Consider the following 12,607-nt stretch of genomic DNA (forward strand, 5'->3'; position numbering starts at 1 on the left):
TCGGGGTATCGTATTCAACGTGAGAGGTGTTGATGGTGATACCACGGGCTTTTTCTTCCGGCGCGTTATCGATCTGATCAAATGCGCGCGCAGCGCCACCGTAGGTTTTAGCCAGAACGGTAGTAATTGCTGCGGTCAGCGTTGTTTTACCATGGTCAACGTGGCCGATAGTACCGACGTTAACGTGGGGTTTTGTACGTTCAAATTTTTCTTTAGACACGGCGATATTCCTTACTCTAATGTTCTCTCCCTGTGGAGAGAGCACGGGATTAATGTGTTAAACCCAGATTATTTACCACGGGCTTCAATAACGGCCTGAGCAACGTTGTTCGGCGCATCATCGTACTTCAAAAACTCCATGGAGTAAGATGCACGGCCTTTGGTCAGAGAACGCAGTTGAGTTGCGTATCCGAACATTTCAGACAGTGGAACCTCAGCGTGAATCACAACGCCAGTAACGTTGGACTCCTGACCGCGCAGTAGACCACGACGGCGGCTAAGGTCACCGATAACGTCACCAGTGTTTTCTTCCGGCGTTTCAACTTCAACCTTCATGATCGGCTCAAGCAGAACGGGTTGCGCTTTCTTAAAGCCATCTTTAAAGGCAAGAGAAGCTGCCAGTTTAAACGCCAGTTCAGAGGAGTCAACGTCGTGGTAAGAACCGAAGTGCAGACGCACACCGAGATCAACTACCGGATAACCAGCCAACGGACCCGCTTTCAGCTGTTCCTGGATACCTTTATCAACGGCAGGGATGTATTCGCCAGGAATTACACCACCCTTGATGTCGTTGATGAACTCATAGCCTTTCGGATTTGAGCCCGGTTCCAACGGGTACATGTCAATAACAACATGACCATACTGACCACGACCACCAGACTGCTTGGCGTGTTTACCCTCGATATCGGTAACTTTTGCACGAATCGCTTCACGATATGCAACCTGCGGTTTACCAACGTTGGCTTCAACGTTGAACTCGCGCTTCATACGGTCAACGATGATGTCGAGATGCAGTTCACCCATACCAGCGATGATGGTTTGGTTAGATTCTTCGTCAGTCCATACGCGGAAAGACGGGTCTTCTTTCGCCAGACGGCCCAGAGCCAGACCCATTTTTTCCTGGTCGGCTTTGGTTTTCGGTTCTACCGCGATGGAAATAACCGGCTCCGGGAATTCCATACGTTCCAGAATGATCGGCGATTCTGGATCACACAGGGTATCACCCGTCGTTACGTCTTTCAGACCGATAGCCGCAGCGATATCGCCCGCGCGAACTTCTTTAATCTCTTCACGTTTGTTGGCATGCATCTGAACGATACGACCAAAACGCTCGCGTGCGGATTTCACCGAGTTCAGTATGGTATCACCGGAGTTAACCACGCCAGAGTAGACGCGGAAGAAAGTCAGGTTACCTACAAACGGGTCGGTGGCGATTTTGAACGCCAGTGCAGCGAACGGTTCGTCATCGTTGGCGTGACGCTCGGCCGGTGTATCTTTACCGTCATCCAAAATACCGTTGATCGCAGGTACGTCAGTTGGCGCCGGCAGGTAATCGATTACCGCATCCAGCATCGCCTGCACACCTTTGTTCTTAAACGCGGAACCACAGGTTATCAGGATGATTTCGTTGTTCAGAACGCGCTGACGCAGAGCTTTTTTGATCTCTTCTTCAGTCAGTTCTTCACCGCCGAGGTATTTCTCCATCAGATCTTCTGATGCTTCAGCGGCGGACTCGATCAGGTTCTGGTGCCATTCGTCGGCCAACTCCTGCATATCAGCCGGAATATCTTCATAGGTGAAGGTAACGCCTTGATCGGCTTCATTCCAGTTGATAGCTTTCATTTTCACCAGATCAACAACACCGGTGAAATTTTCTTCAGCGCCAATAGCTAACTGAAGCGGTACCGGATTTGCGCCCAAACGGGTTTTGATCTGGCCGACCACTTTCAGGAAGTTCGCACCCATGCGGTCCATTTTGTTAACGAACGCAATGCGCGGCACTTTATATTTGTTCGCCTGACGCCATACGGTTTCAGACTGCGGTTGAACACCACCGACAGCACAGTAAACCATTACTGCACCGTCAAGAACACGCATGGAACGTTCCACTTCGATAGTGAAGTCAACGTGTCCCGGGGTGTCGATGATGTTGATACGATGGGGTTCATACTGCTTGGCCATACCTGACCAGAAAGCAGTTGTCGCAGCAGAAGTGATGGTGATCCCACGCTCCTGCTCCTGCGCCATCCAGTCCATGGTGGCCGCGCCGTCATGAACTTCACCGATTTTATGGTTCACACCGGTATAGAACAGAATACGTTCTGTCGTGGTGGTTTTACCGGCATCGATGTGTGCACTGATACCGATATTGCGGTAGCGTGCAATGGGTGTTGTACGAGCCATTTGTTTCCTCTATATCCTAGGGCGTTCAATTAGTTAACCCAAGCGGGTCGGCTTTCGAAAGCGCCCGCCTGGTTAGCATAACTACAGCGAAGGGATTACCAACGGTAGTGAGCGAACGCCTTGTTGGCTTCAGCCATACGGTGAACGTCTTCACGTTTCTTGACAGCAGTACCTTTGTTTTCTGCTGCATCAGAAAGTTCGTTCGCCAGGCGCAGAGCCATGGATTTATCACCGCGTTTACGAGCAGCTTCAACGATCCAACGCATTGCCAGAGCATTACGACGAACCGGACGGACTTCAACTGGCACCTGATAAGTAGAACCACCAACGCGGCGAGACTTAACTTCGACAGTCGGGCGAACGTTGTCCAGAGCTACTTCAAAAGCTTCCAGATGATCTTTACCAGAACGCTGAGCCAGGGTCTCCAGCGCGGTATAGACAATTGCTTCAGCAGTAGATTTTTTACCATCTACCATCAGGATATTTACAAATTTGGCCAACAGCTCTGATCCGAACTTAGGATCCGGCAGGATTTTACGTTGACCAATGACGCGACGACGTGGCATGGAAATACTCCGTTGTTAATTCAGGATTGTCCAAAACTCTACGAGTTTAGTTTGACATTTAAGTTAAAACGTTTGGCCTTACTTAACGGAGAACCATTAAGCCTTTGGCTTCTTCACGCCGTACTTGGAACGGGATTGCTTACGGTCTTTAACACCTGAGCAGTCCAGCGCGCCGCGAACGGTGTGGTAACGCACACCTGGCAGGTCTTTAACACGACCGCCACGGATCAGGATCACGGAGTGTTCCTGTAGGTTATGACCTTCGCCACCGATGTAGGAGGTCACTTCAAAACCGTTAGTTAAACGAACACGGCATACTTTACGCAGCGCGGAGTTCGGTTTTTTCGGGGTGGTGGTATATACACGGGTACATACGCCACGTTTCTGCGGGCAGGCTTCCAACGCCGGAACGTTGCTTTTAGCAACCTTCAGAGCGCGTGGTTTGCGTACCAGCTGGTTAATTGTTGCCATTCAAAAAGCTCCTGGTTTTTGCTTCGTAAACACGTAATAAATCGTCTCGTACCCGCGCAAGGCAAAGTATGAGGACGCAGAATTTTAGGGCTGGCAGTGGAAGGAGTCAAGAAATATACAAAAATTCAGCGTTACCAAGCCAGCTGTTGCGGATGCCGAACCGTCAATTTAACAAACTCAGTATAGTCAATTAATGAAACATTGGTTGAAATTTGTGCGACCAAGCCGCGGGCATCCACATCATTTTTAAGCGCATACAAAGGGATAGCGGTTTTAAGCAGGCGGTTTAATACCGGGGTATCCGCCAGTGCGGCGATAACGCCGTCCTGCAATAATACCAGTGCGTCCTCCGGCCCCAGACAACGTAACAGCGTGTCCATGTCGCAGTGATAAGGAGAATGAGAAAGGGTGTGCAACATAAATAAAAACACTCGCCGCTAAAATGAGATGATTGACGGGTAATCCGACAGCTCGCTTTTTAAGGCTTCCGGGCTCAGAAGCTCAACATCCACCACCCAATTGGTATCCAACGCAATACCGCGCTGCCGTAAAGATGTTTCGCACGCATAGCAGCGCTCGATGTCATACAGCGGCAGTACGCCAAAGGTGGCAATATAGTTACGCATCAGGATCTTTTCAGGCTGCTGTCCGGGTAATAACTGCAATACGCCATCACCGATAAAGAACACGCCGATTTCTTCCGTCAACGCCGATACCGCCAACAGGGCATCCAATCCTTCACGGCCGGCCGCGCTACCGTGAGGCGAGTGGGTAAAAACAAACGCAATACGCTTCATGACGCTACCTTAAAGACGCATTAAAACTGCACAACCCGATCGCAGGCCAGAACGGACTGAGCCAGTTCGCCAAGACCGCTTAAGGTAAAGCCATCCTGTAAATTAGCGGCGCCCAATTTAAGGTATTCGGCCTGCTGCCGGTCAGTAACGCCACGCCGCAAGGCCGCGGCGATGCATACATTGAGCGCCACCTGATGTTCCTGGCCCAAGCGTTGCCAGCCACGCACCAGATCAAATTCATCATTCGCCGGAGAGGTGAGCTGATTGGCATTCAACACGCCCTCGCGATAAAAGAAAACGCAGGCCAACCGATGCCCCTCGGACAATAAAGCCTGAGCGAACTGCAACGCGCTGCTCGCTTGCTGCGTACCATAAGCAGGGCCGGTGACCAGCAGGCAATAGCTTAGCATCCGCGATCGTGCCCGCTAAAATCGCCGCTTTTAAACTGGCGAATATAGAGATATACGGTGTGTTTGGAGATATTCAGGCGCTCGGCGACCTGGTTGATCGCATCTTTAATATCAAAGATGCCCTTCTCATACAGGCTCAACACAATCTGTCGGTTTTTCGCATTGTTAGACACATTGCGGTCCGCATTCACTTCTTCAATGGAGAATTCCAGCGTTTGCGCCACCAGATCGTCAACCGACGATGCGAAGTTGACCGATGACGCCACTTCATGGGTTTCTGGTGGAATAAATGTCTGAACGATCTGTGAGAAAGGCACATCCAGGTTCATGTTGATGCATAACAATCCAATCACCCGCTGATCGCGGTTACGAATCGCGATCGTCACCGATTTCATCAGCACGCCGCTTTTAGCCCGGGTGAAATAGGCCTTGGAGACGCTGCTGTCTTCTCCGGCCATGTCATGCAGCATACGCAATGCGAGGTCGGTAATCGGCGATCCGATTTTCCTGCCGGTATGTTCCCCATTGGCAATACGCACGGCGGAACATTTAAGATCCTCAAGGGAATGCAGCACAATCTCGCAGTGCTCGCCGATCAACATGGCCAAACCATCAACCACCGCTTCATACGATTTCAGGATCTCATAATCCGTCTGGCTAAACGGACGTTCATCCAGCAAATCAAGGTCATAAGATTCGCCGGATATAAGCGAAGTAGACATGGCAAACACCACCCTCAATGTGATCTATTTGTTGTATTGACAAGAGGCACAGTCTAGCAAATGTCCACTCACTCGTCCCTGAAATTAACAAGCCGCATGATAAGGTTGAATGAATGGAATCCCGCCAGCGACGGCCCCGGGTGACACGGCAACCATTGTTACAAGAGAGAAGCTGCTTGGAGAATCAGTTCCAGATTGGCAGACCTTATTGGAACAGCATAATGTTTGTGCCGATTTTTGCCGACTTTATCACACTTGCTTAAAACATTGCCTGCCGCCGGCAATGGCTATTGATGCCAGATTGACGTTGACGCTCACGTCAAGAGGAAGGTTCAGTCGGAAGCCGGCAAAAAAAAAACCGCAGGGCTGAACCTGCGGTTTATCATCGCTTGATAGGGATAAATTACTGGGCGCTTTTCTCAGCAGCGGCCGGTTTTTCCGCTTTTGCATCGTCGGCTGCTTTCACGTCGGCTTCAGATTTGATATCCAGCAGTTCAACGTCAAAGACCAGCGTGGAGTTGGCAGGAATGCCTGGAACACCGGTTTCACCGTAGGCAAGGGCTGGCGGAATAACCAGTTTAATCTTACCGCCCTTCTTCACCTGTTTTAACCCTTCAGTCCAGCCGGGGATAACGCCGTCCAGACGGAAAGACAACGGCTCGCCGCGTTTGTAGGAGTTATCAAACTCGCTGCCGTCGACCAGCGTACCTTTATAGTTAACCACCACGGTGTCGCTGTCTTTCGGCGCATTGCCGCTGCCGCTTTTCTCAACCTGATACAACAGGCCGGATTCGGTTTTCTTCACGCCTTTTTCTTTGGCGAAAGTATCGCGATATTTGGTGCCTTTATCCGCGTTGTCTTTGGCGTCCTGCTTCATCTTGGTTTCAGCCGCGGCTTTTACCCGGCCTTCAAAGCTTTGCAGCGTCTTTTCAATCTCTTCGTCGCTCAGTTTGCTCTTATCGGCAAACGCGTCCTGAACACCGGCAATCAGCTGATCTTTATCCAGTTTAATACCGAGCTTTTCCTGCTCTTTAAGCGAGTTATCCATGTAACGACCCAGAGATGCGCCTAACGCATACGCCGCGGCCTGTTCATCATTCTTGAATTTGGCTGCCGTAGTACTATCGGACGCCTGCGCCTTATCTGCCGCCAGAGCCTGGCCAGCGTTCAGAGTCAGGGCCATCGTCGTTGCTAACAGCGTTACTTTAAACAGTGATTTCATCCATTTCTCCAGCATCTGGAGCAATACGCCCCAGCCATCATTAAAAATAAATTCGCGACTACTATAACTGCGCGCGTGAAGACAACACAACGACACGCACGACAAACTTTTGATAAAAACGCCCGCAGCGGTTTTTAATCGCCCGATTGGGCCGAGCCGTAAAATCAACCCCTACAGGACGGCTCAACATCCATAGATAGCCTATTGCGTCCTATTCCGACCGTTTTTACTACCAGAAGTTTCCGCTTTCTGACAAACTCACGGGGAACAGGAAGTAAAAGGAAAACCGATGTCACCGTCTTTACTTGAAGAACGGCTCGAATTACTGGAAAGTCGACAGGCCTTTCAGGAACTGACGATAGAAGAGCTGAACCAGACCATTATCCAACACGAGCGGGAAATTAGCCGCTTGCGCGAGCAAATGCGCTTGTTGACGGAAAGATTACGCACCCAGCAGACCTCGTTAGTCGCCCCGCAGTCTGAAGAAACGCCGCCGCCGCATTATTAATTAATGCGTCGACACCGCGGCAACGGCGCTCCGAAAAACCGGCGGCAGATGCCCGCCATAAAAAAACCTCAGATCAACGACCGTTGATCTGAGGTTATCTGCAACGCCTGCCTTCCGCCGATAAAATCGGCGTTTATCCGCAATCAGGCTCGGATTAATGGCAACCGCAACCGCCGTTACCGCCGCAGCCGCCTTTACCGTGCTCATGCTCGTGGTCATGACCGTGACCGCCACAGCAGCCATCGCCATGCTCATGGTCGTGCTCGCCGTGAACATGGCCGTGAGCCAGCTCTTCTTCGGTCGCGTCACGGATCGCGATGACCTCAACATTAAAGCTCAGGTTCTGACCCGCCAGCATATGGTTGCCATCAACCACGACGTGATCGTCTTCAACTTCGGTAATTTCGACCGGCACCGGCCCCTGGTCGGTTTCAGCCAGAAAACGCATACCAACCTGCAACTCGTCTACGCCCATAAAGACATCTTTGGGTACGCGCTGAACCAGGTTTTCGTCATAATTGCCATAAGCGTCGTTGGAAGCGATGTTGACATCAAAACGATCGCCCACGGCGCGGCCTTCCAATGCGTTTTCCAGACCGGAAATCAACGAGCCGTGACCATGCAGATAGTCCAACGGCGCACTCACCGGAGACTCATCAACCAACACACCGTCTTCTGTTCGTACCTGATAGGCCAGACTGACCACCAGATCTTTTGCTACTTTCATGATATCTCCTACCGTTGGAAATCAAACTGGCGCAAATTGTAGCTGAAAAAAATCCCTGTGTACCGTCCGGGATAAAAAAACGTCACGCAGCGACGGCCCGGAGGGTGGCGTACTTGATGCCGCCGGGGCGTCGCCCGGAATCCCCCGCTTACTCGGGATGAAAAATGCCGATGATGTTGTCCGCCGGGCGCCCCGCCGTCGTGGCGGACTCATCCGTCCGGCTTTGCTGATAACCGCACTTCACACAGACAACCACTTCCGTCTGGTTTTCATGTCCGACGGCCAATGTATCCTGCGTTTGACATTTAGGGCAGACGGCCCCGGCAATAAAGCGTTTACGCATAGTGTTCCGACCTACTTTCGCTTCAGTATTATCCAATTTCATCCCAGTCGTCCGGCCGGCGGCGCTCATGCTGCATTTCCCGTTGGAAAATATCCTCCAGCTCGCGCCGCGCCTCTTTCACCCGAGATATCTGCGCCACATCGCTCTGTAACTGCGGCATCAACTCCCGCAACATCCGCATATCCAGACGGCGGAAATGCTGCTGGGCACGAAAAGCCTGATGGGGATGCATACCCAACGATATCAGCGATTTGCGACCCAACTCCAGCGCGCTGGAAAAAGTTTCGCGGGAGAAATGCCTGACCCCGGCCTGCAAAAGCTCATGCGCTTCCACCCGCCCACGGGCGCGGGCCAAAATTTCCAGATGAGGAAAATGCTGTTGGCACAGATGCACAATCGCCAGGGTATCTTCCGGCGCATTACAGGTAATGACGATCGATTGCGCCTTTGCCGCACCCGCCGAGCGCAATAGTTCCAGTTCCGTCGCATCACCATAGTATACTTTATAACCATAGCTGCGCATCAGGCTGACCGCGCTGATATCACGTTCCAGCACCGTAATGCGCATCTTATTCGCCATCAACAGGCGGCCAATCACCTGTCCGAAACGCCCAAACCCCACCACAATCACCTGCGGCTCGTCATCGGCGACGTAGGGCTTCTCGTCGGGCGCCTCCTGCATGTTGTAGCGGCGGGCCAGAATGCGGTCGATAAGCTGCATCAACAGCGGCGTCGTCATCATCGACAGCGTTACCGTCACCAACAGCATCGGCAGTTGGTCGCCCTGTAAAACCTTATAAGCCGACGCGGCTGAAAACAGAACAAAGGCAAACTCCCCGCCCTGACTCAATACGCCGGCGAACTGCAAACGTTCCGAGCGGCGCATTCGGTTAATCCGCGCCAGAACATAGAGCACCGTTCCTTTTACGGCGACCAGCACCACAACCGCAATCAATACGTCCACAATATGGGTGTAGAGAATGCCCAGATTGAGCGCCATGCCGACGGAAATGAAGAACAACCCCAGCAGCAATCCTTTAAACGGCTCGATGGCGATTTCCAGCTCATGGCGATATTCGCTCTCCGCCAGCAGCACCCCGGCAATAAACGTGCCCAGCGCCATCGAAAAACCCAGCGCTTCCATAAACAGCGCCGATCCCAACACCAGCAGCAGCGCCGCCGCGGTAAACACTTCACGCACGCCGGAGGCGGCGATAAAACGAAACAGCGGGCGCACCAGGTAGCGGCCGCCGATCAGCATACCGGCAAAGGCCGCAACCTTGAGCGCCACATGATTCCAGTCGTCCAGCTCGCCCTGAACGCCGGCCAGAATCGGAATTAATGCCAGAGCGGGAATGACCGCCAAATCCTGAAACAGCAGTACGGAAAAACCCAGTTGCCCGGACTCGCTGCGATTCATCCCCTTTTCGCGCATTAGCTGTAATGCCATCGCCGTGGATGACATCGCCAGCCCCACCCCGCCGATTAATGCGGATTGCCAGGAGAAATCGGTCAGATAAAGCGCCCCGCCCAACACCAGCGCACTTAGCCCGACCTGTGCGGCGCCGACGCCGAAAATGGAGCGGCGCAGCGTCCATAATTTTTTCGGATTCAGTTCCAGCCCAATGATGAACATAAGAAAAACGACGCCAAGCTCGGAAAAATGCAAAATAGCGTCGACATCCCGAATAAACCCCAATCCCCAGGGGCCGATGGCGATCCCGGCAATCAAATAGCCCAATACGGCGCCAATGCCTAATCGTGCGGCAATCGGCACGGCGACCACCGCCACAAACAAAAACAGAACGCCGGCGGTAAGCAGTGCGGAACTTTCCATATCAGCGTTCCTCGCGATCGAAAGGGGAAGCCAACCATTGGGCATAGGCCAGCGCATGACTGGACAGCGCATCCGGCGGCAGACGGCGCGCCCAGTAAACAACCATCGGCTTCATCCAGCGCATGCGACATAAAGCGGCGGCCATTTCAAACGGCCGCAGCAGTTCATCCATGGAATAACCGCTGTTGCCGCCGGCCCGATAGGCTTCCTCCGGCTCACCGGTGGTGATCACCGAACGCCAGAGCTTTCCTGCCAGCGCATTTCCCCCGATGCCGTTGGCAAAGCCGCGCGATAACACCCGGTCGAGCCACTCTTTCAGTAAGGCCGGACAGCTGTAGGTATATAACGGATGCTGGAACACAATCACCTGATGCTCGCGCAGCAGCTGTTGCTCATGGTGAATATCAATAAAGAAATCAGGATAGTGCGCGTAAAGGTCGTGCACGGTGACATGATCTAACTGGTGCGCCGGTTGCAGTAAAACCCGGTTCGCCACCGAGTCCTGTGATTCCGGATGGGCATACAGCAGCAAAATCCTGGGTGGCTGCGACATCATTCCCCTCCAAAGCGTCGTCATGGTGGTCGTTTTCCGTTACCATGCAGCGCAACGACTAAAAACAAGACCTGTTGGTCCTGATATCAGGTCCATAATTTAACATACTCTGAACATACGGCGCTTTATGATTGTTTTCTCCTCGCTGCAAATTCGACGTGGTGTACATGTTTTGCTGGATAACGCAACGGCTACCATCAATCCCGGCCAGAAAGTCGGTTTAGTGGGTAAGAACGGCTGCGGTAAATCGACGCTGTTGGCATTGCTGAAAGGTGAAATCAGCGCCGACGCCGGTAGTGCGACCTTCCCTCAAAGCTGGGCGCTCGCCTGGGTCAATCAGGAAACCCCGGCGCTGGATGTCCCGGCGCTTGAGTATGTGATTGACGGCGACCGCGAGTTCCGTCAGTTGGAAGCCGCATTGCACACGGCGAACGAAGAGAACGACGGCCATGCGATCGCCACGCTGCACGGCAAGCTGGACGCCATTCAGGCCTGGACGATTCAGGCCAGAGCCTCAAGCCTGCTCAATGGCCTGGGCTTCTCACAGGAACAGTTGCGGCACCCGGTCAGCGCTTTTTCCGGCGGCTGGCGCATGCGTCTTAATCTGGCCCAGGCGCTGATTTGTCGCTCCGATCTGCTGCTGCTGGATGAACCGACCAACCACCTCGATCTGGATGCGGTTATCTGGCTGGAAAAGTGGCTGAAAAACTACCCGGGCACGCTGGTGCTGATTTCGCACGACCGCGACTTCCTCGATCCTATCGTTAATAAAATAATACACATAGAACAACAAACGCTAAACGAATACACCGGCAACTACACCTCGTTCGAACGTCAGCGCGCCACCCGGCTGGCGCAGCAGCAATCGTTATACGAACATCAGCAGGAACGCGTCGCCCATCTGCAACACTATATCGACCGCTTCCGGGCCAAGGCGACCAAAGCCAAGCAGGCGCAAAGCCGAATAAAAATGCTGGAACGGATGGAGATGATTGCCCCCGCCCATGTGGACAACCCGTTTCGTTTCAGTTTCCGGGCGCCGGAATCGCTGCCGAATCCCCTGCTCAGAATGGAAAAAGTCAGCGCCGGCTACGGCGATACGCCGATCCTCGAGTCGATCAAGCTGAATCTGGTGCCCGGCTCGCGCATTGGCCTGCTGGGCCATAACGGCGCGGGGAAATCGACGCTGATCAAGCTATTGGCCGGTACGCTGGCGCCGATGCAGGGTGAAATCGGCCTGTCCAAAGGCGTGAAACTGGGTTATTTCGCCCAGCATCAGTTGGAGTTTCTGCGCGCCGACGAATCGCCGCTACAGCATATGGTGCGGTTAGCCGAACGGGAAACCGAGCAGCAACTGCGCGATTACCTCGGCGGCTTCGGCTTCCGCGGCGACAAGGTGACGGAAATTACCGAACGCTTTTCCGGGGGGGAAAAAGCCCGACTGGTGCTGGCGCTGGTCGTCTGGCAACGTCCGAATCTGTTACTGCTCGATGAACCCACCAACCATCTGGATCTTGATATGCGACAGGCGCTGACCGAAGCGCTGATCGATTTTGAAGGCGCGCTGGTGGTGGTATCGCACGACAGACACCTGATCCGTTCCACCACCGACGATCTCTATCTGGTGCATGACCGGAAAGTCGAGCCGTTTGATGGCGATCTGGAGGATTACCAACAGTGGCTGCTCGACAGACAACGTCAGGACGGCGACGGCGATGAGACGCCGAAGGAAAACGCCGTCAACAGCGCGCAGGCCAGAAAAGACCAAAAGCGGCGCGAGGCCGAGCTAAGAACCCAGACGCAGCCTTTGCGCAAGCTGATCGCCAGGCACGAACAGCAGATGGAAAAGCTGGGCGTCGAGCTGGAAGCCATTGAGGCACGGCTGGCGGACAGCACACTATATGATCTCAGCCGCAAAGCCGAGCTTACCGAGTGTTTACAGCAGCAGATAAAAGTAAAAGCGGAACTGGAAGCATCAGAAATGGCCTGGCTGGATGCGCAAGAGCAGTTAGAGCAGATGAATCAGTCGCTGTCATAATTGACGCCGG

General features: G+C 53.2%; 15 protein-coding genes. 2 read left to right on the forward strand and 13 right to left on the reverse strand.

Annotated elements, in window-relative coordinates; all coding sequences use genetic code 11:
• The 9 genes from HOY33_RS16570 to fkpA form a co-directional block, all read right to left on the reverse strand.
• Window positions 1–220 (reverse strand): GTP-binding protein (locus tag HOY33_RS16570; protein ID WP_000031664.1); only part of this gene is annotated, 220 nt, incomplete at its 3' end.
• A 68-nt stretch (window positions 221–288) separates the two neighbouring features.
• Entirely contained in the window at window positions 289–2,403 is a 2,115-nt protein-coding gene (fusA, locus tag HOY33_RS16575) for an elongation factor G (RefSeq protein WP_172291252.1), read from the reverse strand.
• A 95-nt stretch (window positions 2,404–2,498) separates the two neighbouring features.
• Window positions 2,499–2,969, reverse strand: coding sequence for a 30S ribosomal protein S7 (rpsG, locus tag HOY33_RS16580; RefSeq protein WP_009111198.1), 471 nt, complete (start codon window positions 2,967–2,969; stop codon window positions 2,499–2,501).
• Window positions 2,970–3,065: 96 nt separating this feature from the next.
• Window positions 3,066–3,440, reverse strand: a complete 375-nt coding sequence (rpsL, locus tag HOY33_RS16585) for a 30S ribosomal protein S12 (RefSeq protein ID WP_021013355.1) — start codon at window positions 3,438–3,440, stop codon at window positions 3,066–3,068.
• Between the two features lie 131 nt (window positions 3,441–3,571).
• Window positions 3,572–3,859: a sulfurtransferase complex subunit TusB gene (tusB, locus tag HOY33_RS16590; RefSeq protein WP_172291253.1), complete on the reverse strand. Its 288-nt coding sequence runs from the start codon at window positions 3,857–3,859 to the stop codon at window positions 3,572–3,574.
• Window positions 3,860–3,877: 18 nt separating this feature from the next.
• On the reverse strand, window positions 3,878–4,237 hold the full coding sequence (tusC, locus tag HOY33_RS16595) for a sulfurtransferase complex subunit TusC (RefSeq protein WP_172291254.1): 360 nt from the start codon (window positions 4,235–4,237) through the stop codon (window positions 3,878–3,880).
• A 20-nt stretch (window positions 4,238–4,257) separates the two neighbouring features.
• Window positions 4,258–4,647: a sulfurtransferase complex subunit TusD gene (tusD, locus tag HOY33_RS16600; protein ID WP_172291255.1), complete on the reverse strand. Its 390-nt coding sequence runs from the start codon at window positions 4,645–4,647 to the stop codon at window positions 4,258–4,260.
• Entirely contained in the window at window positions 4,641–5,369 is a 729-nt protein-coding gene (locus HOY33_RS16605; RefSeq protein ID WP_172291256.1) for a transcriptional regulator, read from the reverse strand. Before HOY33_RS16605 ends, tusD begins: the two co-directional genes overlap by 7 nt.
• 403 nt (window positions 5,370–5,772) lie before the next feature.
• A complete protein-coding gene (fkpA, locus tag HOY33_RS16610; RefSeq protein WP_172291257.1) occupies window positions 5,773–6,591 on the reverse strand; it encodes an FKBP-type peptidyl-prolyl cis-trans isomerase in 819 nt (272 codons plus the stop codon).
• A gap of 289 nt (window positions 6,592–6,880) precedes the next feature.
• Between fkpA and HOY33_RS16615 the strand changes: the two genes are divergently transcribed.
• Window positions 6,881–7,099, forward strand: coding sequence for a SlyX family protein (locus tag HOY33_RS16615; RefSeq protein ID WP_172291258.1), 219 nt, complete (start codon window positions 6,881–6,883; stop codon window positions 7,097–7,099).
• 154 nt (window positions 7,100–7,253) lie between these two features.
• On the opposite strand, the gene slyD is transcribed toward HOY33_RS16615, so the two are convergent.
• The 4 genes from slyD to kefG all read right to left on the reverse strand — a co-directional run bounded on the left by slyD (window position 7,254) and on the right by kefG (window position 10,559).
• Window positions 7,254–7,826: a peptidylprolyl isomerase gene (gene slyD / locus HOY33_RS16620; protein ID WP_172291259.1), complete on the reverse strand. Its 573-nt coding sequence runs from the start codon at window positions 7,824–7,826 to the stop codon at window positions 7,254–7,256.
• A 148-nt stretch (window positions 7,827–7,974) separates the two neighbouring features.
• On the reverse strand, window positions 7,975–8,169 hold the full coding sequence (locus HOY33_RS16625) for a YheV family putative zinc ribbon protein (protein WP_172291342.1): 195 nt from the start codon (window positions 8,167–8,169) through the stop codon (window positions 7,975–7,977).
• A gap of 28 nt (window positions 8,170–8,197) precedes the next feature.
• Entirely contained in the window at window positions 8,198–10,006 is a 1,809-nt protein-coding gene (gene kefB, locus HOY33_RS16630) for a glutathione-regulated potassium-efflux system protein KefB (protein WP_172291260.1), read from the reverse strand.
• A gap of 1 nt (window position 10,007) precedes the next feature.
• Window positions 10,008–10,559, reverse strand: a complete 552-nt coding sequence (gene kefG / locus HOY33_RS16635; protein WP_172291261.1) for a glutathione-regulated potassium-efflux system ancillary protein KefG — start codon at window positions 10,557–10,559, stop codon at window positions 10,008–10,010.
• A gap of 127 nt (window positions 10,560–10,686) precedes the next feature.
• Between kefG and HOY33_RS16640 the strand changes: the two genes are divergently transcribed.
• Complete coding sequence (locus HOY33_RS16640) at window positions 10,687–12,597, forward strand: ABC transporter ATP-binding protein (protein WP_172291262.1); 1,911 nt, start codon at window positions 10,687–10,689, stop codon at window positions 12,595–12,597.
• Window positions 12,598–12,607 lie beyond the last annotated feature (10 nt).

This window comes from Brenneria sp. hezel4-2-4 (genome assembly GCF_013155275.1).
Classification (GTDB): domain Bacteria; phylum Pseudomonadota; class Gammaproteobacteria; order Enterobacterales; family Enterobacteriaceae; genus Brenneria.